The sequence below is a fragment of the Agromyces sp. NSFZ genome (genome assembly GCF_056156205.1).
In genome coordinates, this window is record NZ_CM149585.1 from 249,067 (window position 1) to 274,121 (window position 25,055).

Annotated in this window: 23 protein-coding genes; 11 read left to right on the forward strand and 12 right to left on the reverse strand. The window is 70.3% G+C overall.

Annotation, left to right across the window (positions count from 1 at the left end; translation table 11 throughout):
* Window positions 1-38: 38 nt before the first annotated feature.
* Window positions 39-977 carry a 2-hydroxyacid dehydrogenase gene (locus ACVFI9_RS01210; RefSeq protein ID WP_474764229.1) on the reverse strand — a complete coding sequence of 313 codons (939 nt, stop codon included), beginning with the start codon at window positions 975-977 and terminating at the stop codon, window positions 39-41.
* 44 nt (window positions 978-1,021) lie between these two features.
* Here ACVFI9_RS01210 and ACVFI9_RS01215 point away from each other — a divergent pair, with 44 nt between their 5' ends.
* Entirely contained in the window at window positions 1,022-1,558 is a 537-nt protein-coding gene (locus tag ACVFI9_RS01215) for a hypothetical protein (protein ID WP_474764230.1), read from the forward strand.
* 8 nt (window positions 1,559-1,566) lie between these two features.
* On the opposite strand, the gene ACVFI9_RS01220 is transcribed toward ACVFI9_RS01215, so the two are convergent.
* The 3 genes from ACVFI9_RS01220 to rhaI form a co-directional block, all read right to left on the reverse strand.
* Entirely contained in the window at window positions 1,567-3,012 is a 1,446-nt protein-coding gene (locus ACVFI9_RS01220) for a rhamnulokinase (protein WP_474764231.1), read from the reverse strand.
* 53 nt (window positions 3,013-3,065) lie between these two features.
* A complete protein-coding gene (locus ACVFI9_RS01225) occupies window positions 3,066-5,138 on the reverse strand; it encodes a bifunctional aldolase/short-chain dehydrogenase (protein WP_474764232.1) in 2,073 nt (690 codons plus the stop codon).
* A gap of 285 nt (window positions 5,139-5,423) precedes the next feature.
* Window positions 5,424-6,590, reverse strand: a complete 1,167-nt coding sequence (rhaI, locus tag ACVFI9_RS01230) for an L-rhamnose isomerase (RefSeq protein ID WP_474764233.1) — start codon at window positions 6,588-6,590, stop codon at window positions 5,424-5,426.
* A gap of 149 nt (window positions 6,591-6,739) precedes the next feature.
* Here rhaI and ACVFI9_RS01235 point away from each other — a divergent pair, with 149 nt between their 5' ends.
* The 3 genes from ACVFI9_RS01235 to ACVFI9_RS01245 all read left to right on the forward strand — a co-directional run bounded on the left by ACVFI9_RS01235 (window position 6,740) and on the right by ACVFI9_RS01245 (window position 10,764).
* Window positions 6,740-7,756 (forward strand): LacI family DNA-binding transcriptional regulator, encoded by a 1,017-nt coding sequence (locus ACVFI9_RS01235; protein WP_474764234.1) that lies wholly within the window; start codon window positions 6,740-6,742, stop codon window positions 7,754-7,756.
* Between the two features lie 113 nt (window positions 7,757-7,869).
* Complete coding sequence (gene gdhA, locus ACVFI9_RS01240) at window positions 7,870-9,243, forward strand: NADP-specific glutamate dehydrogenase (RefSeq protein WP_474764235.1); 1,374 nt, start codon at window positions 7,870-7,872, stop codon at window positions 9,241-9,243.
* Window positions 9,244-9,351: 108 nt separating this feature from the next.
* Window positions 9,352-10,764 (forward strand): glycoside hydrolase family 5 protein, encoded by a 1,413-nt coding sequence (locus ACVFI9_RS01245; protein ID WP_474764236.1) that lies wholly within the window; start codon window positions 9,352-9,354, stop codon window positions 10,762-10,764.
* Window positions 10,765-10,818: 54 nt separating this feature from the next.
* Here the strand turns inward: ACVFI9_RS01245 and ACVFI9_RS01250 are convergent, their stop codons facing one another.
* From ACVFI9_RS01250 to ACVFI9_RS01260, 3 genes are all read right to left on the reverse strand, one after another.
* On the reverse strand, window positions 10,819-12,408 hold the full coding sequence (locus ACVFI9_RS01250) for an MGH1-like glycoside hydrolase domain-containing protein (RefSeq protein ID WP_474764237.1): 1,590 nt from the start codon (window positions 12,406-12,408) through the stop codon (window positions 10,819-10,821).
* Window positions 12,409-12,529: 121 nt separating this feature from the next.
* Entirely contained in the window at window positions 12,530-13,843 is a 1,314-nt protein-coding gene (locus ACVFI9_RS01255) for an ABC transporter substrate-binding protein (protein WP_474764238.1), read from the reverse strand.
* A 208-nt stretch (window positions 13,844-14,051) separates the two neighbouring features.
* On the reverse strand, window positions 14,052-15,104 hold the full coding sequence (locus tag ACVFI9_RS01260) for a LacI family DNA-binding transcriptional regulator (protein ID WP_474764239.1): 1,053 nt from the start codon (window positions 15,102-15,104) through the stop codon (window positions 14,052-14,054).
* Window positions 15,105-15,224: 120 nt separating this feature from the next.
* On the opposite strand from ACVFI9_RS01260, the gene ACVFI9_RS01265 reads away from it, so the two are divergent.
* Entirely contained in the window at window positions 15,225-16,166 is a 942-nt protein-coding gene (locus tag ACVFI9_RS01265; RefSeq protein WP_474764240.1) for a carbohydrate ABC transporter permease, read from the forward strand.
* A 43-nt stretch (window positions 16,167-16,209) separates the two neighbouring features.
* Window positions 16,210-17,115 (forward strand): carbohydrate ABC transporter permease, encoded by a 906-nt coding sequence (locus tag ACVFI9_RS01270; RefSeq protein WP_474764241.1) that lies wholly within the window; start codon window positions 16,210-16,212, stop codon window positions 17,113-17,115.
* On the opposite strand, the gene ACVFI9_RS01275 is transcribed toward ACVFI9_RS01270, so the two are convergent.
* Both ACVFI9_RS01275 and ACVFI9_RS01280 read right to left on the reverse strand, forming a co-directional pair.
* Window positions 17,108-18,652, reverse strand: a complete 1,545-nt coding sequence (locus ACVFI9_RS01275; protein ID WP_474766346.1) for an MFS transporter — start codon at window positions 18,650-18,652, stop codon at window positions 17,108-17,110. The genes ACVFI9_RS01270 and ACVFI9_RS01275 overlap by 8 nt on opposite strands.
* Window positions 18,653-18,657: 5 nt before the next feature.
* Window positions 18,658-19,140 carry a MarR family winged helix-turn-helix transcriptional regulator gene (locus ACVFI9_RS01280; protein WP_474764242.1) on the reverse strand — a complete coding sequence of 161 codons (483 nt, stop codon included), beginning with the start codon at window positions 19,138-19,140 and terminating at the stop codon, window positions 18,658-18,660.
* Between the two features lie 93 nt (window positions 19,141-19,233).
* On the opposite strand from ACVFI9_RS01280, the gene ACVFI9_RS01285 reads away from it, so the two are divergent.
* The 3 genes from ACVFI9_RS01285 to ACVFI9_RS01295 all read left to right on the forward strand — a co-directional run bounded on the left by ACVFI9_RS01285 (window position 19,234) and on the right by ACVFI9_RS01295 (window position 21,700).
* On the forward strand, window positions 19,234-20,082 hold the full coding sequence (locus ACVFI9_RS01285) for an alpha/beta fold hydrolase (RefSeq protein ID WP_474764243.1): 849 nt from the start codon (window positions 19,234-19,236) through the stop codon (window positions 20,080-20,082).
* 59 nt (window positions 20,083-20,141) lie between these two features.
* A complete protein-coding gene (locus ACVFI9_RS01290) occupies window positions 20,142-21,191 on the forward strand; it encodes a lipoate--protein ligase family protein (RefSeq protein WP_474764244.1) in 1,050 nt (349 codons plus the stop codon).
* Window positions 21,192-21,376: 185 nt separating this feature from the next.
* Window positions 21,377-21,700 (forward strand): hypothetical protein, encoded by a 324-nt coding sequence (locus ACVFI9_RS01295; protein ID WP_474764245.1) that lies wholly within the window; start codon window positions 21,377-21,379, stop codon window positions 21,698-21,700.
* A 3-nt stretch (window positions 21,701-21,703) separates the two neighbouring features.
* On the opposite strand, the gene ACVFI9_RS01300 is transcribed toward ACVFI9_RS01295, so the two are convergent.
* A complete protein-coding gene (locus ACVFI9_RS01300; protein WP_474764246.1) occupies window positions 21,704-22,240 on the reverse strand; it encodes a nitroreductase/quinone reductase family protein in 537 nt (178 codons plus the stop codon).
* On the reverse strand, window positions 22,237-22,704 hold the full coding sequence (locus ACVFI9_RS01305) for a hypothetical protein (RefSeq protein WP_474764247.1): 468 nt from the start codon (window positions 22,702-22,704) through the stop codon (window positions 22,237-22,239). Before ACVFI9_RS01305 ends, ACVFI9_RS01300 begins: the two co-directional genes overlap by 4 nt.
* 144 nt (window positions 22,705-22,848) lie before the next feature.
* On the opposite strand from ACVFI9_RS01305, the gene ACVFI9_RS01310 reads away from it, so the two are divergent.
* Entirely contained in the window at window positions 22,849-23,493 is a 645-nt protein-coding gene (locus ACVFI9_RS01310; protein WP_474764248.1) for a TetR/AcrR family transcriptional regulator, read from the forward strand.
* Here the strand turns inward: ACVFI9_RS01310 and ACVFI9_RS01315 are convergent.
* Window positions 23,486-23,989 carry a flavodoxin family protein gene (locus ACVFI9_RS01315; protein ID WP_474764249.1) on the reverse strand — a complete coding sequence of 168 codons (504 nt, stop codon included), beginning with the start codon at window positions 23,987-23,989 and terminating at the stop codon, window positions 23,486-23,488. The genes ACVFI9_RS01310 and ACVFI9_RS01315 overlap by 8 nt on opposite strands.
* A gap of 70 nt (window positions 23,990-24,059) precedes the next feature.
* Between ACVFI9_RS01315 and ACVFI9_RS01320 the strand changes: the two genes are divergently transcribed.
* Complete coding sequence (locus ACVFI9_RS01320; RefSeq protein ID WP_474764250.1) at window positions 24,060-25,004, forward strand: DNA-methyltransferase; 945 nt, start codon at window positions 24,060-24,062, stop codon at window positions 25,002-25,004.
* The last annotated feature ends 51 nt before the right edge of the window (window positions 25,005-25,055 follow it).

Consider the following 25,055-nt stretch of genomic DNA (forward strand, 5'->3'; position numbering starts at 1 on the left):
CCCTCCGGCCGGCCGTTCCTGAATTCAGGACCAAGGGGTCAGCTGCGGAGCACGACGTTGCGGGGTTCGTCGCCGCGGAGCATCCGCTCGATCTGATCGCGCAGGAGCCGGGCCATGCGCGGCATCATCGCGCTCGACGCGCCGCCGACGTGCGGCGAGATGAGCACGTTCGGCAGCGCGAAGAGCGGGTGTCCGTCGGGAAGCGGCTCGGGGTCGGTCACATCGAGGGCGAACCGCAGGCGACCGGATGCCGCCTCCGCGAGGATCGCCGCCGTGTCGGCGACCTTGCCGCGGGCGATGTTCACGACGAGCGCGCCGTCGGGCAGGGCAGCAAGGAAGCGCTCGTCGACGAGCTGCGTCGTCGCATCGCTGAGCGGGACGCCGACGATCACGATGTCCACGGTGGGCAGGAGGGCGGGGAGCTCGTCGATGCCGTGGATGTGCCCGGTCTCGTCGTCACGCGCCGTCGAGGCGACGCGCACGAGCTCGACCTCGAACGGGGCGAGCCGCGCCTCGATCGCCCGACCCACGCCGCCGTAGCCGAGCAGCATCACGCGCCGGTCGGCGAGGCTCGCGTGCCGGGCCGGGGCCCAACGACCCTCGACCGCGCCGCGTACGAAGCCGGGGATGCCGCGCTGCACCGCGAGCGTCAGCGCCACCGCGAGTTCTGCCGTCGACGTCTCGTGCACGCTCGCCGCATTCGCGTAGACGTGTCCGGGCGGGAGTGCGGGGGCGATGTCGTCGTAGCCGATCGACTGCGACTGCACGAGTCGCGTCGTCACCTGCCCGAGCGCGCCGAGCAGGCGAGCGGTGCCCATGTACGGCGGCACGACGATGTCGAGGTGGCCGGCCGGCGGCGTCGACCTCAGGTCCCAGATGACCACGTCGGCCCCGTCGGGGACGCCGCCGGGTCCGTGTTCGAGCGCGTCTCGCAGCGTCTCACCGGGCACGGTCACGAGCAGGCGTGATTCGGTCATGCCGCAATCCTTCCAGAGCGGCGAGGCGCTGCTACCGTGGGCGCATGGCGGGGGACGGTGCAACGCGAACACGTCGCCGCCGCTACGACCGGCCCGCCGACGAGCGCGCCGAGGCTCTCAAGGAGCGCGTCTACGCGACCTTCACCGGGCTCGCGATCGTGCTCGTGCAGCAGGACAACGTCGAGCACCTCACCGCCGTGCGCGCGACAGCGACGCTCCTCATCGGCATCCTCGCCATCACCGCCGCCGGCTTCGTCGCCGAGGTGATCGCGCACCTCGCCGTGCATGCGGCCTTCCCCGACCGCGAGGAGTTCGGACGCATGCTCCGCGTCTCGGGGTCGGCCGTCGCCTCGGCCGGCCTCCCGCTCATCCTGCTCGCGCTCGCCGCATTCGAGGTCTTCGAGCTCGAGGGCGTCCTGCTCGCGGCCTCGATCGTCTACCTCGCGACCCTCGCGCTCATCGGCTACATCGCAGTGCGGCGCACGAAGGTCACCTGGTGGAAGCAGCTCATCGCGCTCGGTGCGCTGGTCGCACTCGGCCTCGCGGTGGTGGTCCTGCAGCAGTTCGCGCACGGCCACTGAGCTCGACATCACCGGCGAGACGACGGCTCGTACCGCCGCGGCGGGAACGCCGCCGTGACGAGCGCACGCAGCGACTCGAGGTCGCCGTGCGCGAACCCCTGGGCGCGGGCCTGCACGAGCACGTTGCCGATCGCGGTCGCCTCGACCGGCCCGGCGAGCACCGGGATGCCGGCGCGGTCGGCCGTCCGCTGGCACAGCAACTCGTTCAGCGCGCCGCCACCGACGAGGTGGATCGTCTCCACGTCGATCGTCGAGAGCACCGACGCCGTGCGCACCGCGGACGCGAACGCCTCGGCGAGGCTCTCGATGATCGATCGTGCGAACTCGGCCCGGCTCTGGGGGGCGTCGAGGCCGTGCTCGACGCACCACTCGGCGATGCGCCCGGGCAGGTCTCCTGGCGCGAGGAACCGCGCGTCGTTCGCATCGAAGACGGCGACGCGGTCGGCGACGGATGCCGCGGCCGCGAGCAGTTCCGGGAGGTCGACGGTCTCGCCACCACGCTCCCACCAGCGCACCGACTCGCTCAGCAGCCAGAGCCCCACGACGTTGTGCAGGAACCGCACGCGTCCGTCGACGCCGCCCTCGTTCGTGAAGTTCGCCTCGCGCGCGGCATCCGTCGTCACGGGACGCTCGAGTTCCACGCCCACGAGCCCCCACGTGCCGCACGAGATGTACGCCGCCGACTCCGACCGCATCGGCACCGCGACCACGGCCGAGGCGGTGTCGTGCGAGCCGACGGCGACCAACTCGAGTCCCGTTGGGGCGCCGAGCTCGGCCGCGACACCTGCTCGCAGGGCGCCGAGCGAGTCACCCGGCGACACGAGCGGTGCGAAGACGGATGCCGCGAAGCCGAGTCGTTCGATGAGCTCGTCGTCCCACTCGCCCGAGTCGACCGCGACGAGGCCCGTGGTGGAGGCGTTCGTGCGCTCGGTCACCCTCGCGCCGGTGAGCTGGAACCCGATGAGGTCGGGGATGAGCAGCAGGGAGTCGGCGAGGCCGAGCCATCCGTCGGCCGACGCGCCCTCGGCGCCGAGCTGGTACAGCGTGTTGAACGGAAGGAACTGCAGCCCGTTGCGGCGGTAGAGCTCCTCGAACGGCACGATCGCGTGCACGTGCTCGACGCCGGCCTCGTTGCGGTCGTCCCGATAGTGGAACGGCTCGCCGAGCAGGCGGCCGCCCCGCAACAGGGCGTAGTCGACGGCCCAGGCGTCCACGCCGATCGACGTGACGGCCGGGTCACGACGGAAGGCGTCGGCGAGGCCGCGGGTGAGGTCGCGGTAGAGCCCGGCGAAGTCCCAGTGCAGCCCTGAGGCGAGTCGCACCGGTCCGTTCGGGAACCGGGCGACCTGGTCGAGCTCGAGCGTGCCCGCCCGTCCGTCGACGCGGCCCAGGATGACCCGGCCGCTCGTCGCGCCGAGGTCGACCGCCGCGACGGTGCCCGCTGGGCGGCCCACACGCCTGGAGGCTCCGCGCAGCGCGCCAGCGCTGGGTGGAGGGGGCGTGGGGATCATCGCAGGAATGCCGCGGCCACGCCGGCGTCGACCGGGACGTGCAGGCCCGTGGTGTGGCTGAGTTCGGGCCCGGTGAGCACGATGACCGCGTTCGCGACATGCTCGGGCAGCACCTCGCGCTTCAGGATCGTGCGCCGGGCGTAGAACTCCCCGAGCTCCTCCTCGGGGATGCCGTAGGTCTTGGCACGGTTCGCGCCCCAGCCGGAGGCGAAGATCCCCGAGCCGCGCACGACGCCGTCGGGGTTGATGCCGTTCACCTTGATGCCGTACTCGCCGAGCTCGACCGCGAGCAGCCGCACCTGGTGCGCCTGGTCGGCCTTCGTCGCCGAGTAGGCGATGTTGTTCGTGCCGGCGAACACCGAGTTCTTCGACGAGATGTACACGATGTCGCCGCCGAGGCCCTGCTCGATCATCACCCGAGCCGCGGCCTTCGACACAAGGAACGACCCCTTGGCCATGACGTCGTGCTGCAGGTCCCAGTCGGCCTCCGTGGTCTCCAGCAGGGGCTTCGACAGCGACAGGCCGGCGTTGTTCACGACGAGGTCGAGGCCGCCGAAGGCGAGCACGGCCTCGTCGATCGCATGCTGCACGGCCGCGGCATCCGTCACGTCCGCCTGCACGCCGATCGCGACATCCGTGCTGCCGATCTCCGCCGCCGCGGCCTGTGCCTTCTCGAGGTCGAGGTCGGCGATGACGACGCACGCGCCCTCGGCGGCGAGTCGGGTCGCGATGGCCTTGCCGATGCCGGATGCCGCGCCGGTGACGAGCGCGATGCGCGTCGCGTGCGGCTTCGGCGCAGGCAACCGCTGGAGCTTCGCCTCCTCGAGCGCCCAGTATTCGATGCGGAACTTCTCGGCGTCGCTGATGGGTGCGTACGTCGAGAGGGCCTCGGCGCCGCGCATCACGTTGATCGCGTTGACGTAGAACTCGCCGGCCACGCGTGCGGTCTGCGCGTTCGCGCCGTACGAGAACATGCCCACACCCGGCACGAGCACGATGAGGGGGTCGGCGCCGCGCATCGCCGGCGAGGCCGGTTCGTTCGCTGAGCCTGTCTCGTTCGCTGAGCCTGTCGAAGCGAAGCGCTCGTAGTACGCCCGGTAGTCGGCCCGGTACTGCTCGTGCTGCTCCTTCAGGCGGGCGATCGACTCGTCGACGGATGCCCCGGCCGGCAGGTCGAGCACCATGGGCCTCACTTTGGTGCGCAGGAAGTGGTCGGGACAGCTCGTGCCGAGTGCCGCGAGGCGAGGGTGCTCGGTGCGGGCGAGGAAGTCGAGCACCTCGGGGGCATCGGTGAAGTGCCCGACCATGGGGCGGTCGTGGGAGGCCAGCCCGCGTATGGTCGGCGCCAGCGCGGCCGCCTTCGCTCGGCGTTCGGCCGGCTCGAGGGGCTCGTAACCGGGCAGGAGGGTTCCGAACGGGGCCGCCGTGCCGTGCTCGGCGATGTACGCCGCGGCGGTGTCGATGATCCAGAGCGAGTTGCGCTCGGACTCCTCCGAGGTGTCGCCCCACGCGGTGATGCCGTGGCCGCCGAGGATGCAGCCGACCGCCTGCGGGTTCTGCGCCTTGATCCCGGCGATGTCGAGGCCGAGCTGGAAGCCCGGACGACGCCACGGCACCCACACCACCCTGTTGCCGAAGATCTTACTCGTCAGCGCCTCGCCGTCGGTCGCGGTCGCGATCGCGATGCCGGAGTCGGGATGCAGGTGGTCGACGTGCGCGGCGTCGACGAGCCCGTGCATGGCCGTGTCGATCGACGGGGCCGCGCCGCCCGTGCCGTGCAGGCAGTAGTCGAACGCGGCGACCATCTCGTCCTCGCGCTCGACGCCGGGGTAGACGTCGACGAGCGCGCGCAGGCGGTCGAGGCGCAGCACCGCGAGGCCCTGCTCGGTGAGCGTGCCGAGGTCGCCGCCCGAGCCCTTCACCCAGAGGAGTTCCACGGGCTCGCCCGTGACGGGGTCGAAGCCGGTGCCCTTCGCCGACGTGTTGCCGCCGGCGTAGTTCGTGTTCCTCGGGTCGGCGCCGAGGCGATTCGACCGTGCGATGAGGTCGGCAGCGGCCTGGTTCGTCATGGGGTGGATCCTCCGGTGATGGTGGCGGTCGATGTCCGGACGAGGGGGTCGCACCGACGCATGTCGCGGTCGACGGTGACGGAGGTCGCGGGCTGCACGGCCGGGAGCGTCGGATGCGCGAGGAAGCGGCCTCGCGGGAGGCCGGAGTTCGCCGACGGAGCGCGCGTCTCCTGCGCGACCTCGGGTGTGGCGCCGGGCGCAGGCGCCCCGCCGGCGGAGTCGATGATAGCGCCAGCGGGCACGTCCGCGCGCGCCGATATCCGCAGGACGGAACCCGCGAGCAGTCTAGGCACCCCAGCCCGCCTGGACGCCGCCGACGCGCTCCTCGGCGATCTTCGCGAGGTAGCCTGATGCCGCGAATGCCCGCATCGGGTCGGCGGCGAGGCCGCGCGACTCGCGCCACTCGGCGAGGGCCGGGCGCACGTCGGTGTAGAACGCGTCCATGAGGATGCGGTTCGCCTCGAGGACGTCGCCCGAGACCTGGGCGGTACGCAGTGCATCGGTGTCGACGAGCAGGGCCCGCGCCGTCATCTCCTGCACGTTCAGCACGCTGCGGATCTGGCCGGGCACCTTGTCTTCGACGTTGTGGCACTGATCGAGCATGAACGCGACATCGGGGTGGTTCAGGCCGCCGCCGCGGATCACCTCGAAGATGATGCGGAAGAGCTGGAACGGGTCGGCTGCACCGACGATGAGGTCGTCATCGGCGTAGAAGCGCGAGTTGAAGTCGAACGAGCCGAGCCTGCCGAGACGCAGCAGCTGCATGACGATGAACTCGATGTTCGTGCCGGGGGCGTGGTGTCCCGTATCGAGGCAGACCATGGCCCGCTCGCCGAGTGCCGCGACCTGGGCGTACGAGGTGCCCCAGTCGGGAACGTCGGTGTGGTAGAACGCGGGCTCGAAGAACTTGTACTCGAGCACCAGGCGATGCTCGTCGCCGAGGCGCCTGTAGATCGCCGCGAGGGACTCGTGCAATCGGTCCTGCCGGCCGCGCAGGTCGGTCTGGCCCGGGTAGTTCGAGCCGTCGGCGAGCCAGATCTTGAGATCTCGGCTGCCGGTCGCGTGCATGATGTCGATGCACTCGAGGTGATGGTCGATGGCGCGCTGCCGCACCGCCGCGTCCTCATGCGTGAGGGACCCGAACCGGTACTCGTCGTCCTGGAAGGTGTTCGAGTTGATCGTGCCGAGCGCGACGCCGAGGTCCTCGGCGTGACGACGCAGGTCGTCGTACGATTCGACCCTGTCCCAGGGGATGTGCAGTGCGACGGTGGGTGCGAGCCTCGTGGCGGCGTGCACCTGCGCGGCATCCGCGATCTTCTCGAAGGGGTCGCGGGGCGTCCCCGGGGTGCCGAAGACCTTGAAGCGGGTGCCGGAGTTGCCGAACGCCCAGCTGGGCAGCTCGATCGACTGCCGTTCGAGCTGGTCGAGGACGGACTGCGGAAGGGTGCTCACGAGTGCCTGCTCTCTCTGCGGACGGTCTGGATGCTCCAGCCGGAAGTGAATCGTTTCAACACTAGGGCCTCGCCGGGATCCGACGCAAGCGGTCGTCGCCTTCGGGCGAGCGTGGCGTCGACTCCGTAGACTCCGACGAGGAGGTGCGCATGGCGGTGAGCGTGCGGGAGGTCGCGGCCGCGGCATCCGTGTCGGTGGGCACCGTCTCGAACGTCCTGAACCGGCCCGACAAGGTCGCGCCCGACACCGTCGCGCGGGTGCTCGCCGCCATCGATGAGCTCGGGTTCGTGCGCAACGACGCCGCGCGCCAGCTGCGAGCCGGGCGGAGTCGCTCGATCGGCCTCGTGGTGCTCGATGTGCGCAACCCCTTCTTCACGGAGGTCGCCCGTGGCGCGGAGGATCGCGCCGCCGAAGAGGGCATGACCGTCCTGCTCGGCAACAGCGACGAGAATCCCGATCGAGAGCGCTCCTACCTCGACCTCTTCGAGGAGCAGCGGGTGCACGGCGTGCTGATCTCCCCGCTCGGCGATGACGACTCCCACCTGCAGCGCGTGCGCCGCCGGGGCACCTCGGTCGTGCTCGTCGACCGCGTCTCGGAGGATCGAAGCCTCTCGTCGGTGGCCGTCGACGACATCGTCGGAGGCGAGCTCGCGGTGCGCCACCTCCTCGGCGCGGGCCGGCGACGCATCGCCTTCGTCGGCGGACCCACGAGCATCCGCCAGGTGGCCGACCGGCTCGAGGGTGCACGACGGGCCGTCGCCGAGGCGTCGGGGGCGGCCGAGCTCGAGGTCATCGAGACCCCATCCCTCACGGTGCTCGACGGACGCGCCGTCGGCGAGGCGATCCGCGAACGTCCGACGGCACAGCGACCCGACGCGGTGTTCGCCGCCAACGACCTGCTCGCCATGGGGGTGCTGCAGGCGTTCAACATGCTGGGCTCCGTGCGCGTGCCCGACGACATCGCCCTCATCGGGTACGACGACATCGACTTCGCGGCGGCCGCCGTCGTGCCGCTGTCCTCGATCCGCCAGCCGGCCTGGCTCATCGGCTACACCGCGGTGGACCTGCTCCTCAAGGCCGCCGACGAGCCCGATCGCGCGGCCGAGCAGGTGGTGTTCCAGCCCGAGCTCGTGGTGCGCGACTCCACGGGCGCCGCCCACGACTGAAGGCCGCCAGGGCCAGCCCACGCGGTCGGTCACGTCACACAGCGGATCCTCAACGCTTGTCTGGTTATGGTGGAGGGTGCCGCGCTCGGCCAGCACCACGTGGCATCCGCTCCATGGAAGGACCGCGCGTGAGCCCCAAGACCACCATCGCCGACGTCTATGCCCAGACACTCGCTCGCAACCCCGGCGAGGCCGAGTTCCACCAGGCGGTGAACGAGGTCTTCGGCTCGCTCGACCGGGTGCTCGTGAAGCATCCGGAGTACGTGCAGGCCTCGATCCTCGAGCGCGTGTGCGAGCCCGAGCGGCAGATCATCTTCCGCGTTCCGTGGGTCGACGACGGCGGGCGCGTGCGCATCAACCGCGGCTTCCGCGTGCAGTTCAACTCGGCGCTCGGCCCCTACAAGGGCGGCCTTCGCTTCCACCCGAGCGTGCTGCTCGGCACGGTGAAGTTCCTCGGCTTCGAGCAGATCTTCAAGAACGCCCTCACGGGCATGCCCATCGGCGGCGGCAAGGGCGGCAGCGACTTCGACCCGAAGGGCAAGTCCGATGCCGAGATCATGCGGTTCTGCCAGTCGTTCATGACCGAGGCCTACCGGCACCTCGGCGAGTACACGGATGTCCCGGCCGGCGACATCGGCGTGGGCAGGCGCGAGATCGGCTACCTGTTCGGCCAGTACAAGCGCATCACCAACCAGTACGAGTCGGGCGTGCTCACGGGCAAGGGCGTCACCTGGGGCGGCTCGCTCGTGCGCACCGAGGCCACCGGCTACGGCGCCGTGTTCTTCGCCCAGCACATGCTCGCCACGCGAGGGCGCTCCTTCGACGGTGCCCGCGTGCTCGTGTCGGGCTCGGGCAACGTCGCCATCTACGCGATCGAGAAGGTGCACGAGCTGGGTGGCGTCGTGGTGGGCGCATCGGACTCGTCGGGTTCGATCCACGACCCCGACGGCATCGACCTCGAGCTCCTGCGCGACGTGAAGGAACGGCGTCGCGAGCGCATCGAGGCGTATGCGACCGAGCGTGGCGGTCGCGCGCGGTTCCTGCCCGGGGCATCCGTGTGGCAGATCGCCGGCGACGAGCGCATCGACGTCGCCCTGCCCTGTGCGACCCAGAACGAGCTCCACGAGGAGGATGCCGCGCGACTCGTGGCGAACGGCCTCGTGGCGGTCGTCGAGGGCGCGAACATGCCCACGACGCCGGGCGCCGTGCGCGTGTTCCGCGAGGCGGGCGTGCTCTTCGGGCCGGGCAAGGCGGCGAACGCCGGCGGCGTCGCCACCTCCGCGCTCGAGATGCAGCAGAACGCGTCGCGCGACTCGTGGTCGTTCGAGCACACCGAGGAGCGGCTCTCCGAGATCATGGCCGGCATCCACGAGCGCACCGCCGAGACGGCCGAGGAGTACGGCGCACCGGGCGACTACGTCGTCGGGGCGAACATCGCGGGGTTCATCCGCGTCGCCGACGCGATGCTCGCGCTGGGCGTCATCTGACCCCCGGCGCCGAGGAGAGGGGACCGCAGCGACCCGATTGAGCCGCCGTTGCGAGAAACCGCTTTCTCAGCTACGTTCGAGGCGATACGAACCCGGGAGAGGACTCCGATGACCCGTCTCGACTGGCTCACCGTTCGCGGTACCGACCTCGTCGACGAGAGCGGGTCCGCCGTGCGGCTCGCCGGCGTCGGCCTGGGCGGCTGGATGAACATGGAGAACTTCATCACCGGCTACCCCGGCAATGAGGAGGACCTCCGGCGCATCCTGCTCGACCGCATGGGCCGCGAGGCGTACGACGCGTTCTTCGAGGCGTTCTCCCGCGACTTCTTCGACGAGGCGGATGCCGCGCACCTCGCCTCGCTCGGCATCAACAGCGTGCGCATCCCGTTCAACTACCGCCACTTCGAAGACGACGCGCGGCCGTTCGCGCTGAAGGAGGAGGGGTTCGCCGGCCTCGACCGGGTGGTGACGCTGCTCGCCCGTCACGGCATCTTCTCGATCCTCGACCTGCACGCGCTGCCGGGTGCGCAGAACCAGCACTGGCACAGCGACAACCCGACGCACCGTGCCGCGTTCTGGAAGCATCCGCACTTCCAGGACCGCGTGGTGCACCTCTGGGAGGCGCTCGCCGACCGCTACCGCGATCGTCCCGAGGTGGCGGGGTACAACCCGGTCAACGAGCCCGCCGACGAGTCGGGCGAGGTGCTGCCGCGGTTCTACGACCGCCTCGAGCGGGCGATCCGCGCGATCGACCCCCGGCACGTGCTGTTCCTCGACGGCAACAAGTACTCGACCGACTTCAGCGCGTTCGATGCACGCGCAGAGCCGCTGCCCAACACCGTGTACACGGCGCACGACTACGCGTTGCCCGGCATCACCAGCGCGACCGAGTATCCCGGCACGACGCGCGGCGAGTACTTCGACCGCTCCGTGGTGGAGCAGACCTTCCTGCGTCGCACCGAGTACATGCGCCGCACCGGCACGCCCATCTGGATCGGCGAGTTCGGCCCCGTCTACTCCGCCGATCGCTCGCAGGACCCGTGGCGCCTGCAGCTGCTGCGCGACCAGCTCGAGATCTACCGCGACCACGGCGCCAGCTGGGCGCTCTGGACCTACAAGGACATCGGCCTGCAGGGACTCGTGCACGCGCGCCCCGACAGCGACTACGTCGAGCTCATCCGACCCGAGCTCGAGACCAAGCAGCGGCTCGGCATCGATTCGTGGGGCGGGTCCGACGCGGGCGTGCGCGACATCCTCGACCCCATCGACGCGGTCTTCGACGCCGAGTTCCCGGGCTACTCGCCGTGGCCCTGGGGGCGCCAGCCGCACATCGCCGTGCTCGTGCGGCACATCCTCCTCGCCGAGCCGTTGGCCGAGCGCTTCGGCGACCGCTTCCGGGGGTTGGCTCCGGATGCCGCGGCCGAGCTCGCGGCGTCGTTCCGGTTCGACCGCTGCGACGAGCGCACCGGGCTCTCCGACGTACTGCGCGACCACCTGCAGCCGGCCGCCGCGTCCCGCTGAGATCACCGGGCTGTCGCGGAGCTCCCGCCGAAGGTCGCGGATCTCCCACCGAGGTCAGGCGCGCGGCAGCACCACGCCAGGCCCGCCGCGTCGCACGACCCGCGTGCCGTCGAGTTCGACGCGCTCGTTGCCCGCGACCTCGACGGCGAACTCCTCGCCCGCCACCCGCACCGAGCCGGCCACCGGCCGTGCCGTCATGCCGACGAGCGCGCGAAGTCGGCCCGCACGGTCGGCGACGGCACGGAGACCGTGCGGCATCCGCAGGAACTCCTGCCCGTCGCGGTAGCCGACCGCCTCGGTTCGGGTGTTCACGAGCTCGAGGCGCACGCCGTCGACGGTGCGTTCGTAGGCGAGCTCCTCGGCGACGTCGTGATGGTCGACTCGCCTGGGCAGCAGTCCCGTGAACCAGAGCTCGCCGTCGGGCCGTGGCAGGATCCCGAAGAGCCGCTCGACGGTGTCGAGCAGCCAGAGGATCGCGGGGGAGTACTCCTCGGTGTACCCGGGCTCGCCGGTCCACGGGCTCATCACCTGTGGGAACCGTCGCATGCGTGCGACCGCGGCGACGACGGGCATGAGGGAGAAGGCGAGTTCGGCCACGTGACCGTGATGCTCGAACGCGTGCGGCGCCCGGATGAGGGTGAGGAAGTTGACGGGCCCGCCCCAGGAGTTCGCGCGGAAGTCGTGGTCGAAGCGCGGGTCGTCGAGGGCGAGCGACGTGAACGGATAGGCCGAGAAGAACTTCCGAGAGTTCAGCAGGTAGCGATCGAGCGATGCGGCGAAGAACGCGGAGTCTCCGACCTCGCAGGCCAGGACGCGGAGCAGCACGTCGGACTGCACGCGCACGTGCCGTCCGGCCGAATCGACGTCGTACCAGCATCCGTCGATCGCGTCGAAGCACGCCTCGAGGGCCGAGAGGCTGGCAGCGGCCCTCGCTCGCCAGGGTGCGGGGTCCTCGCCGAGCTCTTCGGCGATGCGCGCCAGGTAGGCGCGCTGGCATGCCACGTTGGCGGTGAGGTCGGGCGTGAGGAACGGCAGCACGCCGGACTCGACGTCGAACGCGGCGGGGTCGCCACCCGGGGTCTGGTCGGGCACGCCCCAGAACCGCGGCGAGCGGTCGTGCCCGGTGTCGAAGGCGCAGAACGCCTCGACGCCGCCCGTGCCGCGCGTGTCGCGGTGGTCGGCCAGCCAGGCGTCATGGCGGCTGAGCGCGGCGTACATCGTGGCGAGGTAGGCACGGTCACGGCCACCCATGAGGTAGTGGTGCCAGACGCTCCGAGCGAACGGCGTGACCATCTGGATCTGCGCGTACCCCGCGCCTTCCGCCGTGAGCTTGTAGGGGAGGAGCCCGTCGGCGCGCTGGTGCGCCGCGAACTGCAGGTGCGTGTCGCGGGTGACGGCGGCGTCGAAGCGGTCGAGCACCTCCGCGTTGATCGTCGCCGTGCTCTCCATCCAGCTGCCGAGGTACACGCCGCCCTCGTTGAGCACGGGCATGTCGGAATCGAGCGGGCGGATGCAGCGGGCGAGCTCCTCGACCGCCTGCTGCCACGCCGACTCGAGCGGACCGCCGAGGGCGGCGAAGCGGACGTCGCCGAGACGCCGGGTCGATGCTCGGAGGCGCTCGAGAACGGGGGCGGGATGCGACATGACCTCGGCCTTTCCTGACGTCGCCGGCGCGAACGCGAGTCGGCTCGTGGGTTGGATCGTACGGGAGGAGACGACCGTGGGCGGTCCCGAAGGACCGCCCACGACCGCCGGGGGAGCGGGATCAGTCGTTCTCGAGTGCCGCCTCGAGCTCCGACACCCACTGCTTCGCGCCGTCTTCGACGGACACCTTCCCGAACAGGATGTCCGACTCGATGCGCTGCGACAGCTCGTTGAGGATCGCGCCGCCGGCGGGCTGCGGCGGGGCGACGACGCCGATCTCGAGCACCTTCTCGAGGTACTCGGCCGACTGGGCGTCTGCCGGGGCGAGCAGCGGCTTGACCACCTCGAGGGTGTCGGGGTTGAACGGCAGTCCGCGGTTGGCGAGGATGATCTTCGCGGGCTCCGGCTGGTTGAGCAGCCAGTCCACGAGCAGGGCGGATGCCTCGGGGTGCTTCGTCTCCGAGGCGATCGCCCAGAACTGCGAGGGCAGCACGGCGACGCCCGAGACCTTCGTCGACGTCGGTGGGGCGATGATCTCGACCTCGGCGCCGCCCGTGCCGGCCGCGTACGAGCCGATCTGGTTGTTGTAGGCGAACGTGATGGCCGCCTTGCCCGTGCCGAACAGCGAGAGGTCGGGGGTCACGTTCCAGTGCTCGACGATGACCGACGGGTCGGGCAGGCCACCGCCGGCGACGAGCTCCTGCTCGAGCTCGTACCACTGCTGGATGACGTCGGCGTCGGTGGCGAGCTCGCCGTCCCAGTCGTAGATGCCCTCTTCGGTGTACTGCGCGACGTACGTGCCGAGGATGTCCTGCACGCGGAGGTCGAGGCCGACCACCCCCGGAACCTTCTCCGGGATCTCGTTGGCGATGTCGACGAGGTCCTCCCACGTCCAGTCGTCACCCGGCACCGGGATGCCGGCCTGTTCGAAGATCGTGGTGTTGACGAGCGCGCCGATCGCGTTGCCGCCGGTTGGCAGGCCGTAGATCGTGTCGTCGACCGTCGCGTTGGTGAGCGTGAAGTCCTCGTACTTGCTCGTGTCGAGCTGCTCGCTCACGGTGGAGAGGTCGAGGAGCGCGCCCGCAGCGCCGTACTCCTGCGGCTTCGCGCCGCCGAGGGCGAACACGTCGGGCGCGGTGCCCGAGGCGAAGTCCGTGGCGAGTCGGTTGAACAGGTCGTCGGGGGCGCCGACCGGCTCCTCCACGACCGTGATGTTCGGGTACTCCTCCTCGAAGAGGTCGATCGCCTCGGCCATGATCGCTGCGCGCTCATCGTTGCCCCACCAGGCGATGTGGAGCTCGACCTCCTCGTTCGGGTCGAACCCGCTGCCGGACTCGCCTGACGCGGTGGCCGAGCATGCGGTCAGGAACAGGGTCGCGGTCAGGGCGACGCCCAAGGTCGCCCGTCGTGCAACGGTGCGTGTCGTACGCGTCATTGCGCCTCTTTCCATGTGATCGAGGACCACGTGCCGCGGTCCTGGTGCGGGATCCGCGACGTCGGGTTCGCCGCGGCGACGTGTTGCACGAGACCTGGGGATCATCTCGTGAAACCGCTTTCTCGGGAGAAGCTAGCACCGATATGTTGGGGTGTCAACGAAATCTCGCGACGAGTACTGAAACGTTGCAAGCGACGGTGTCGCGTCCTCAGTCGGCGCCGCGCCGCGCGGTCGAGCCGGCGTCGCCGGCGAGGGAGGCGAGCAGCGGCGCGGCCGTCGAACCGCGGAGCTCGACCCGGGGTTGCAGCAGCAGGTCGTCGCCAGGGCCCTCGCCGTTGATGAACGCGAGAAGCCGTTGCCAGGCCAGGGCACCGAGTTCCTCGTACGGCACCGAGGCGGTGGTGAGGGGTGGCGACGTGTAGCGGGCGAACGGGATGTCGTCGAAGCCCGTGACCGACACGTCCTCGGGCACCCGCACACCTGCAGCCAGCAGACCGTCGACGAGCCCGACGGCCACGAGGTCGTTGAAGGCCATGGCCGCGGTCGCGCCCGACTCCCTGACCAGTCCCGCGACGCGCCTGCCGTCCTCGGTATCGGCACCGCAGCTGATCCGGTGCAGCACCACGTCGGGACGCGCCGCCTCGAACTCGTCGAGCGCCCGCCGGCGGCGCGCGTTCGACACGCTGCGCTCCGGTCCGCCGAGGTAGATGAACGAGCGGTGTCCTTGGTCGTACAGGTGCTGCGCGAGCTCGGTGATGCCCGAGCCGTAGTCGATGGAGAGGGAGGGTGCCGCGATGGATGGTGACGGCCGGTTGATGAGCACCACGGGTGCGAGCCCCGCGGCGATCTCGACGAGCCGCTCCTCGGGCATGCGGGGCGCGCAGAGTACCACGGAATCGCATCGCCGCCGCAGTTCCGTTGCGAGCACCGGCTCGTCGTCGGGAGTCTCCGCGGAGTCGGCGACGAGCACCCGGTAGCCGTCGCGTGCGGCCGCCCGGGTGAGGCCGCCGAGGATCGCCTGGAAGGCGGGGTTGCGGATGTCGGGCACGAGCAACGCCACCGTGTGCGTCTCACCGAGCGCGAGACTCCGGGCGAGCGGGCTCGGGGAGTACCCGAGTTCGGTGGCCGAATCGCGGACCCGCTCCGCCACCGACGGCTCGCCCACGAATCGGTCGTTCATCACCCGCGAGACCGTCGCCGGCGAGACGCCGGCGTGCCTGGCGACATCCGCGATCGTGGTCGTGGTGCCTCGTCGTGCCATCGGTCTCCTCAACACGGAACGTCATTTGACAAATCGCGATCTCAGCAACAAAGATCAGACAGCGCGAGAAACCGCTTTCACAAAGTGTACCGGTTCTCACGCCCAGACAGGGAGGTCCGCATGAGCAGTCTCGGCGAACTCCGCTCGTTGGCGCGGTCGGCGCGTGCGAGCGGGCCGCGCGTCAAAGAGAGGCATCCCGACAACAAGGCGGGCTTCCTCTTCCTGCTCCCGTGGTTGATCGGAATCCTGGTGTTCACGATCGGGCCGATGCTCGCGTCGCTGTACCTGGCCTTCACCGACTACAACCTGCTGCAGCCGCCGAAGTGGGCGGGTGTCGACAACTTCGTGCAGATGATGGGCGACGCGCGGCTCTGGAACTCGTTCCGCGTCACGCTCGTCTACGTCTTCGTGTCGGTGCCGCTGCAGCTCGCACTCGCGCTCGGCATCGCGATGCTGCTCGACCGCGGCATGCGCGGACTCTCCTTCTACCGCTCGGTGTTCTACCTGCCGAGCCTCCTCGGCGGCTCGGTCGCGATCGCGATCCTCTGGCGGCAGGTGTTCGGCAAGGAGGGCATCGTCAACGGGTTCCTCTCCTGGTTCGGCATCGAGGGCCCCGGCTGGATCTCGCATCCCGACTACGCGCTCGGCACCATCATCCTGCTGCACGTGTGGACCTTCGGCTCCCCGATGGTGATCTTCCTGGCGGGCCTCCGCCAGATCCCCGAGATGTTCTACGAGGCGGCCGAGGTCGACGGTGCGGGCAAGGTCCGGCGCTTCTTCTCGATCACGTTGCCGCTGCTCACCCCGATCATCTTCTTCAACCTCGTGCTGCAGGTGATCTTCGCGTTCCAGTCGTTCACGCAGGCGTACATCGTCTCCGGCGGCACCGGCGGTCCGAGCGACTCGACGATGTTCTTCACGCTCTACCTCTACAAGCAGGCGTTCACCGAGCTGAACATGGGGTACGCCTCGGCCATGGCGTGGTTCCTGCTCCTCGTCATCGGCGTGATCACCGGGGCGAACTTCTGGCTCTCGAAGTACTGGGTCTTCTATGACGACTGACATCAGGCCGGTCTCGCGTCCGGCCGACGAAGGGAACGCGAACATGACCTCGACGATGGAGCCGACCACCACCAGGGCGGTCGTCGGTGCGCCCCTGGAGCAGGCGCCTGCGCGCACCGGTCGCCGCCGCTGGGTGTCGGTCGCCAAGCACGCAGGCCTCATCGCCCTCTCGATCGTGATGGTGTATCCGCTCATCTGGCTGGTGGTCTCGTCGTTCAAGCCGAACGGCGACATCTTCCGCGACCTCGGCATCTTCACGACCGACCTCACGTTCGAGAACTACCTCCAGGGCTGGACCTCGCAGCAGCTTCCGTTCAGCGTCTTCCTCGCGAACTCGTCGATCCTCGTGCTGGGCGCGATCATCGGCAACCTCATCTCCTGCTCGCTGGCGGCGTACGCGTTCGCGAGGCTCCGGTTCTGGGGGCGCAACGCGTTCTTCGCGATCATGCTCGGCACGATCATGCTGCCGTTCCACGTCGTGCTGGTGCCGCAGTTCGTGATCTTCCGCGAGCTCGGGTGGCTCGAGACGTTCCTCCCGCTCATCGTGCCGAAGTTCCTCGCGGCCGACGCCTTCTTCATCTTCCTGATGGTGCAGTTCATCCGCGGCCTGCCCAAGGAGATCTTCGAGGCGGCCCGCATCGACGGCGCCGGCCAGTTCCGGATCTACTCGCAGATCACGCTGCCGCTCATGGTCCCGGCGCTCGCCACGACGGCGATCTTCACGTTCATCTGGACGTGGGGCGACTTCTTCGGGCCGCTCATCTACCTGCGCACACGTGAGAACTTCCCCGTCTCGATCGCCCTGAAGGGCTTCGTCGACGCGCAGTCGTCGTCGGACTACGGCGCGATGTTCGCCATGTCGGTCGTGAGCCTCATCCCGCTCTTCCTCGCGTTCCTCATCGGCCAGCGGTACCTGATCAAGGGGTTCGCGACCACCGGCATCAAGTAGCCGACGCGGTGCCGCAGCGGGCGGCCGTCTCGCGGCGGGCGCCCGATTCGCGGTGGGCGCCCGTCTCGCGGTTCCAGGGCTCCGGATGCTCCGACTGCCGGTGTCCGTGCTTCGGCAGCGGGATCGGGGAGGTGAGCGCCACCTGCTCCGAGAAGTCCGCGGGCACGAGGCGGTCGGTCGGCACGGGAGGCACGAGCGTGTGCTCGCGGAGGCGGTCGCGCTCCACCGCATCGAGGTCGCGCACGATCTCGACGGGCTCGGTGGCGATCGCCGCGAGGGCCGCCGTCGGGGCATCCGCGAACCGTACGACGGGCCGCCACCGGGTCTGCGGATGCCGCGCGAGGTGCATGCCCCTGGCGACGATGAGCCAGCCCAGCCCGATGAGTGCGGCCAGGGCTCCGGATGCCGCGGCCACGCCGAGGGCCCACCGGGGACCGAACGCGTCGGCGACGGCGCCCACGATGGGAGCGCCGACGGGCGTGCCGCCGACCATGACCGCCATGTACAGCGCCATGACTCGGCCCCGCACCGCGGGATCGGTCGTGGACTGCACGTAGCCGTTCGCCGTGGTGAGGATGGTCACGACTCCGAGTCCGATGAGCACCATGGAGGCTGCGAACGCCCAGAACGTCGGCATCAGCGACGCGATGAGCGCGGCCAGGCCGAAGAACCCGGCGGCGATGATGATCACGCGGAGGCGAGCGCGGTCGCGTCGCGCCGCGAGCAGCGACCCGGCGAGCGACCCGATCGCGAGGATGGAGGAGAGCAGGCCGAACTCGCCGGCGCCGCGACCGAACTCCACCGCCATCGTCGACGCGAAGATGGGGAAGTTCAGGCCGAAGGCACCGATGAGGAAGACGATCACGAACACGACCACGAGGTCGGGCCGGCCGGCGACGTACCGGAAGCCGGCGACCAGCTGCCCTCGCTGCCTCGCACCCCGTGCGTGCTGCCGCATGGAGTCGGTGCGCAGCAGGGCCAGTGCGACGAGCATCGCGAGGAACGTGGCCGCGTTGGCGATGAAGACCCAGCCCGAACCGACGACCACGATGAGCAGGCCCGCGACGGCCGGCCCGATGAGCCGCGCAGTGTTGAACGACGCGGAGTTCAGAGCGACCGCGTTCGACATGTGCGAGTTCGACACCAGGTCGGTGACGATCGTCTGGCGCACCGGGGTGTCGATCGCGCTCACCACTCCGAGCGCGAGCGCGAAGGCGTAGAGGTGCCAGAGCTCCGCGACGCCCGTGACGAGCAGCACGCCGAGCGAGAGACCGAGCAGCATCATCGTGCCCTGCGTGAACACGAGCGTGCGGCGCCGGTCGAAGCGGTCGGCGATGAGGCCCGTGACGGGCACGAGCAGGAGCTGCGGCGCGAACTGCAGGGCCATCGTGATGCCGACGGCGAGGGCGTCGTTGTCGGTGAGCTCGGTGAGCACGACCCAGTTCTGCGCGGTCGCCTGCATCCAGGTGCCGACGCTCGAGATGAGCGCGCCGATGAACCAGATGCGGTAATTGCGCACGGCGAGGGAGCGGAACATGGCACTCATTCGTCGACGAGCCTCCTCAGGATGATCGTGGCCTCGGCGAGCGTCTCGCGCTCCGCGGGGGTGAGCGTCGCGAACCGCTTGGCGAGCCAGGCGTCGCGGCGGCGTCGGGTCTCGCGGACGACGACGTCGCCCGCCTCGGTGGTCGACACGAGCACCTTGCGGCCGTCGTCGGGCGCGGACGAGCGGGTGACGTACCCGGCGTCGACGAGGCAGTTGACCGTGCGATTCATGGACGGGGCGGTGACCCGCTCGAGCTCGGCGAGGCGGCCGATCGTGAGCGGGCCGTCGACCGAGATCCACGCGAGGGTCGAGAACTGCGAAGCGCTGAGCTCGGTCTCGGTGCGCTCCTGCCGGAGTCGGCGGGCGAGGCGCATGATCGCGACCCGCAGCTCGCTGCTCTGCTCGGCGAGGGAGCGCCGCCGATGGGATGCCGCGGGCGCGGGCCGATCGGGAAGGGTCGAGAGCGGGGCATCCGTCATGATGCTTAGTGTAACAAATTAGTGTGGCTAAGCATTCCGGCTGCCCGCGCGGCTGGTAGCGCCGCTGCCGCGCCGGACTGACACAATGGCCGCATGCCGACGTTCACCGACGACCACGGGGTTCGCATCCACTACGAGTCGTGGCGCGTGCCCGACCCGTCTGCCGTGGTGCAGCTCGCGCACGGCGTCGGCGAGCACATCGGCCGCTACGGCGAGCTCATCCGGGCCCTCAACGACGCTGGGTACTCCGTCTGGGCCGACGACCACCGCGGGCACGGGAAGACCGGCTTCGAGCAGCATGGAGGCGACCTCACGCGTATGGGGCGTCCGGGCGTCGGGGGCATGCAGGCGTCGATCGCCGCCGTCGAACGGTTCACGACGGTCATCCGCGAGGCGGAGGGCGACGATGTGCCGCTCGTGATCCTCGGGCACTCGTGGGGGTCGTTCATGGTGCAGCACGTGGTGAACCGGCATCCCGAACGATACGCCGCCGTCGTGCTCACGGGCACCGCGTGGCTCCAGCTCGGGTACACGAACATCGGCGACCTCAACAAGCGCTTCGCGCGACCCGGGGGAACCGCCGTCGAGTGGCTGAGCCGTGATCCCGAGGTCGCCGTCGCCTGGGAGGCGGACCCGTACACGACGAACCGCACGCTGCAGCAGCTCTACGGCTGGCCGCAGTCGCTCAGCCTCATGACCCGTCCGTCGAAGCGGATCCCGAGCGAGCTCCCCCTGCTCATCCTGATCGGTTCCGACGACCCGGTCGCGGGGGAGCGCAGCGCGCTGCGGCTCCTGCAGGACTACCGGCGTCGGAGCGGACTCGTCGACGCGCAGCTCATCGTGTACGAGGGCGCCAGGCACGAGGTCTTCAACGAGACGAACCGCGCCGAGGTGCGCGCCGACCTCATCCGCTGGCTCGACGAGCGCTTCGCGGTCGACTGAGCCTGCACGAGCTGAAGGCGCCGGCGCCCGGGGCGTCCGCCGACCGTAGGCTGGACCCCATGCACGGTGAGTACAAGGTCCCAGGCGGCAAGCTCGTGGTCGTCGACTTCGACGTGGTCGACGGTGTCATCCGCAATCCGCGCGTGGCGGGCGACTTCTTCCTCGAACCCGACGAGGCGCTCGACGACCTGAACCGCGCGCTCGACGGCCTGCCCGCGGCATCCGATGCCAAGCAGATCGCGGCCGCGGTCACCAAGGGCCTTCGCCCCGACGCGGTCATGCTCGGCTTCTCGGCCGACGCCGTCGCGGTCGCGGTGCGACGCGGGATGACGGATGCCACGAGCTGGTCGAACTACGACTGGGAGCTCGTGCACGACCCCGCCGTGCCGCCGCGCCTGCACCTCGCGCTCGACGAGGTGCTCGCCACCCGCGTCGGCGAAGGGCGCCGCAAGCCCACGCTGCGCTTCTGGGAGTGGGAGGAGTCGGCCGTCGTCATCGGGTCGTTCCAGTCGGTGAAGAACGAGGTCGACCCCGACGGTGCCGCGAGGTACGGCTTCGACGTCGTGCGGCGCATCTCGGGCGGCGGCGCGATGATGATGGAGAAGGGCAACGTCGTCACGTACTCGCTCTACGTGCCCGCCGAGCTCGTGCAGGGCATGAGCTTCGCCGATTCCTACGCGTTCCTCGACGACTGGGTGCTGCAGGGGCTGCGTTCGCTCGGCATCGAGGCGACGTACCAGCCGCTCAACGACATCGCGAGCCCGTCGGGCAAGATCGGCGGCGCCGCGCAGAAGCGCCTCGGTTCGGGCGGCGTGCTGCACCACGTGACCATGGCGTACGACCTCGACAACGCGAAGATGCTCGAGGTGCTCCGCATCGGCCGCGAGAAGATCAGCGACAAGGGCATCGCGTCGGCGGCCAAGCGCGTGGACCCGCTGCGCTCGCAGACGGGTCTTCCGCGGGGCGAGGTCATCGAGGCGCTGAAGCAGACGTTCACGGGGCTGTACGGCGCGACGCCAGGATCGGTCACCCCCGATGAGCTCGCCGAGGCCGAGGAACTCGTGGAGTCGAAGTTCTCGACCAGGGAGTGGCTCTACCGCGTGCCCTGACGCTCGGCTCGCGGCCGCGGCATCCGCTCGTGGCCAGTTCGGCGGAGATACGATCGGGCGCACCGCCGCTGCGAGGCACCCGCCCGGGGTGCCGGATCGTATATCCGCAGAACGTGACGGCGGGCATCCGGATGCCTCTCCACAGCCCGCGAGGAAGGCTCAGCCTTCCCGGCTACAATCGCCGGGTGGAGTGGTGGATCTGGGTCGGCATCGCCGTGCTCGTCGTGGGCGGCATCGCGCTCGCCGTGCGGCTCGGTTGGATCGACCTCTCCGACAAGACACGCCGCGGCGGCGGCGGTGGTGGCGGCATCATGATGATCGGCGATGAGGTGTTCGCGCCCCGCAAGCATGAGGCGCAGGCCGAGCTCGATCGCCAGAGCCGCCTGCCCGCACCGGCACCTTTGCCTGGCGACGGCGACAAGGGCATCGCGTTCGCCGCCGAGGACGTCGACGAAGATCACCCCGATCGGTTCCGCGGGCGCATCCGGCTCGATATCGATCGCGGCTGACCGTCAGCGCGGTCCGGGCGCGGCGGAGCGAGCCCGGATTCGGAACACGGGATGCTCGGCGGCGATGCGCTCGAAGGCCGCGAGCGGTGCCGACGGCCTCAGCCCGAGATGCGGGCGCGCGCCCGGCGCGACGGTGAGATAGCGGCGCAGGACAGGCGCCCGGTCGCCCACCGGCACCGGTTCGAGGTGCACCTCGAACTCGTGCCCGCGGCGATGCAGCACGGCGTCGCCGGCGGCCGCCTCGACGTTGCGCACCCAGTTCGCCTGGGGTCCGAGCATCGAGACGAGGTACTCCTCGCCGCCGACGTCGGCGACGGCCACCGGGACGGAGGTGCGCCGGCCGGTGCGCCGGCCGCGCACCTCCAGGACGGCGGTCTGGGGCGGCACCAGCACGCCCGCCGAGTACAGCACGGCGTCGAGGCGGTTCCACCACCGCATCAGCGCGCCCGGACGCCCGGCCCGATACAGCGCGCGCTTCGCGGCGCTGAGTCGTTCGGCCGCCGCGTCGACGAGTCGACGTGCGGTACCCGCCGCGGTCATCGGCGTTGCCGCCACAGTTGCGTGACGACCGCGAGCCCGACGGCGCAGGGGAGGAGCTGCAACCATGCCAGCACCGGAACGAGGCCGACGTCGCCCGACGTGTCGCGCACGGTGAGGCCGGTCAGTGCGACGAGCACCGCCGCGAGGAGCACGGCCGTCGCAGCCCAGGGCGCCCATCGCTTGCCACGTGCGGTCGCCCAGATGGTCGCGAGCCAGGCCAGGAGTCCGAAGCCGCCCACCACGCCGAGGATCGGCAGGTAGAGCGCCACCGCGGTCTCGACCTCGGCCACTCCATACGACGGATACGACGCCTGGATGTGGGCGGCGAGCATCCGCGTCGTGGCGTCGTCGACGAACGCTGCGACCGTGACGAAGATGGTCAGCGCGAGCCCGACCCACATCGTGGCGAGCGCCGCGCGAGGTCGTGTCGTCCACGGCGTGCTGGTCGGTGCATGTGCGGTCATGGAGTTCTCCCTGGGTCTGCTGCATCGAGCGAGCTCGGCGCGGTGGTGTTACAGGTAGTCACTGTCTGAATGCAAGTCACTCTACGTATACAGCGAGTAGGCGTCAACCCGACAGTCACTTCCAGCGGTCGCTATGCTCAGGGCATGGCAGGACTCCGCGAGCAGTGGCGTCGCACGGCCATGCGCACCATCCAGGAGCGCGCGCTCGACCTGTTCGACGAACGAGGGTTCGCGGCGGTCACGATCGAGGAGATCGCGGCGGCGGCCGAGGTCTCGCCGTCATCGGTGTACCGGTACTTCGGCACCAAGGAGGGACTCGTCGTCGCCGACGAGTTCGACACCATGAGTCCGCAGGCGCTCGACAGCCTGCTCGATCCGGCGGACCCCGTGGGCAGCCTCCTCGAGGCGGTCCGCCGCTACGAGTCGCCGCGCGCGGAGCCGTCCGGGTCCGACGGGTCGTCGGCGGTCGAGCCGATCTCGTGGCGGAGGGTGCGCTACTTCATGGCCGAGCCGTCGGTGCGCATGGCCGCATTCGCCTCGCTCGATCGGGCGGCACGGCGCATCGCGCCGTTGCTGGCGTCGGCGAACGGCCTGAGCCCGTCGCAGGCCCGCGTCGCGGCGAATGCCATCGCGTTCGGCTACTTCGCCGCCCTCGAGTCGTGGTTCGACGACGGCGGCACGCGCCCGATCGCCCACTACGTCGAGGAAGGACTCCGGCCGCTCCGCAGTCTCTGGTCGAGCGGCGAGGCGTCGAGCGGCGAGGCGCCCAGCCGACCGGCGGTCAGCTGAGCGGCAGCGTACCTGCGAGGTCGGTACCCCACTGGCGCGCACGCTCGAGCTCGCCCTCGGCGACGGGTCCCGAGTAGCCGTGCACGCCGAACGTCTCGGGCTTGACCGCCGGCCGGAACCCGAGCGCGACGAGGCGCTTCATCGCCTTCTTCGCGGCCGACCCCGGCAGCCGGGGCGAGACGATGCGCGTGTCGAACGTGGCGACCGGCACGTGCTTCGCGGGTGCGCGAAGCTGCTCGATCCACTCCCGGATGCCGTTCGCCGGGATCCGGGTGGCTCCCTGCTGCCGCGCCGACTCGCGCGTCGACGCGCTCGACATCGAGAACGCATGCGTCGGACCGCCGACCACCAGCAGGTCGACGTCGTCCTCGACCGCGGGCGGGGCGGATGCCGCATCCACGACGTCGACCGTCTCACCGCCGATGCCTGCCGCGATCTCGCGCGCGATCTGCTCGGTGTTCCCCCAGATGGACTCGTAGACCACCATCACTCGCATGTCGGACCCCCTCCCGCGCCACCCTACGCCGACCACGCCACGAGGTGAACCCGCTGGCAGACTGGGAGTCGTGGCATCCGACGAACCCGACCGCATCATCCACGCGGACAACCTCGACGTGCTGCCGACGCTGCCCGACGGGCGCTTCACGCTCGTGTACCTGGACCCGCCGTTCAACACGGGCCGGATGCAGGCGCGACGGGCGACGCGGCACATTCGGGTCACGGAGGCCTCGCTGACGGAGGCGTCGGCCGACGGTTCCGGCGACGACGAGGCGACGGATGTCCCGCGCCCCGTGGCATCCGGAACCATCACCGGGTTCGCGGGCAAGCGTTACGAGCGCATCCGGGGCGACCTCCTGCGCTACGACGACCGCTTCGAGGACTACTGGGCGTTCCTCGAGCCGCGCCTCACCGAGGCCTGGCGCGTGCTCGCCGACGACGGCACCCTCTACCTGCACCTCGACTACCGCGAGGCGCACTACGCCAAGGTGCTGCTCGACGCGCTCTTCGGGCGGGAGTGCTTCCTCAACGAGATCGTCTGGGCGTACGACTACGGCGCCAAGGCGAAGCGAAAGTGGCCGACGAAGCACGACACGATCCTCGTGTACGTGAAGGACCCGGCCCGCTACTGGTTCGACTCGACCGCGGTCGACCGCGAGCCGTACATGGCGCCCGGGCTCGTGACCCCCGAGAAGGCCGAGCTCGGCAAGCTGCCGACCGACGTCTGGTGGCACACGATCGTCTCGCCGACGGGCCGCGAGAAGACGGGCTACCCGACGCAGAAGCCCGAAGGCATCCTGCGGCGCATCGTGCAGGCCTCGACGCGCGAGGGCGACTGGGTGCTCGACTTCTTCGCGGGTTCGGGCACGACGGGCGCCGTCGCGGCGACGCTCGGCCGACACTTCGTGCTGGTCGACGAGAACCTCGCGGCGATCGAGGTCATGCGCGCGCGATTCAAGGATGTCGCGGGGGTCGAGTTCACCGAGGGCACGCCGGCGCCGGCCGCGGGCTGAGGGGGCGCCGAACCCGGGCCCGCAGCCGCGCCGCGGGTTGAGGAGGCGCGC

Excerpts from the sequence above, each read along its gene's own strand:
- ACVFI9_RS01210 (WP_474764229.1), bottom strand. The coding sequence starts at position 977 with ATGACCGAATCACGCCTGCTCGTGACCGTGCCCGGTGAGACGCTGCGA.
- gdhA (WP_474764235.1), top strand. The coding sequence starts at position 7,870 with ATGGAAGGACCGCGCGTGAGCCCCAAGACCACCATCGCCGACGTCTAT.
- ACVFI9_RS01280 (WP_474764242.1), bottom strand. The coding sequence starts at position 19,140 with ATGACGGATGCCCCGCTCTCGACCCTTCCCGATCGGCCCGCGCCCGCG.
- ACVFI9_RS01285 (WP_474764243.1), top strand. The coding sequence starts at position 19,234 with ATGCCGACGTTCACCGACGACCACGGGGTTCGCATCCACTACGAGTCG.
- ACVFI9_RS01235 (WP_474764234.1), top strand. The coding sequence starts at position 6,740 with ATGGCGGTGAGCGTGCGGGAGGTCGCGGCCGCGGCATCCGTGTCGGTG.
- ACVFI9_RS01300 (WP_474764246.1), bottom strand. The coding sequence starts at position 22,240 with ATGACCGCGGCGGGTACCGCACGTCGACTCGTCGACGCGGCGGCCGAA.
- ACVFI9_RS01245 (WP_474764236.1), top strand. The coding sequence starts at position 9,352 with ATGACCCGTCTCGACTGGCTCACCGTTCGCGGTACCGACCTCGTCGAC.
- ACVFI9_RS01310 (WP_474764248.1), top strand. The coding sequence starts at position 22,849 with ATGGCAGGACTCCGCGAGCAGTGGCGTCGCACGGCCATGCGCACCATC.
- ACVFI9_RS01290 (WP_474764244.1), top strand. The coding sequence starts at position 20,142 with ATGCACGGTGAGTACAAGGTCCCAGGCGGCAAGCTCGTGGTCGTCGAC.
- ACVFI9_RS01215 (WP_474764230.1), top strand. The coding sequence starts at position 1,022 with ATGGCGGGGGACGGTGCAACGCGAACACGTCGCCGCCGCTACGACCGG.
- ACVFI9_RS01275 (WP_474766346.1), bottom strand. The coding sequence starts at position 18,652 with ATGTTCCGCTCCCTCGCCGTGCGCAATTACCGCATCTGGTTCATCGGC.
- ACVFI9_RS01315 (WP_474764249.1), bottom strand. The coding sequence starts at position 23,989 with ATGCGAGTGATGGTGGTCTACGAGTCCATCTGGGGGAACACCGAGCAG.
- ACVFI9_RS01270 (WP_474764241.1), top strand. The coding sequence starts at position 16,210 with ATGACCTCGACGATGGAGCCGACCACCACCAGGGCGGTCGTCGGTGCG.
- ACVFI9_RS01225 (WP_474764232.1), bottom strand. The coding sequence starts at position 5,138 with ATGACGAACCAGGCCGCTGCCGACCTCATCGCACGGTCGAATCGCCTC.
- ACVFI9_RS01265 (WP_474764240.1), top strand. The coding sequence starts at position 15,225 with ATGAGCAGTCTCGGCGAACTCCGCTCGTTGGCGCGGTCGGCGCGTGCG.
- ACVFI9_RS01260 (WP_474764239.1), bottom strand. The coding sequence starts at position 15,104 with ATGGCACGACGAGGCACCACGACCACGATCGCGGATGTCGCCAGGCAC.
- ACVFI9_RS01250 (WP_474764237.1), bottom strand. The coding sequence starts at position 12,408 with ATGTCGCATCCCGCCCCCGTTCTCGAGCGCCTCCGAGCATCGACCCGG.
- ACVFI9_RS01305 (WP_474764247.1), bottom strand. The coding sequence starts at position 22,704 with ATGACCGCACATGCACCGACCAGCACGCCGTGGACGACACGACCTCGC.
- ACVFI9_RS01255 (WP_474764238.1), bottom strand. The coding sequence starts at position 13,843 with ATGACGCGTACGACACGCACCGTTGCACGACGGGCGACCTTGGGCGTC.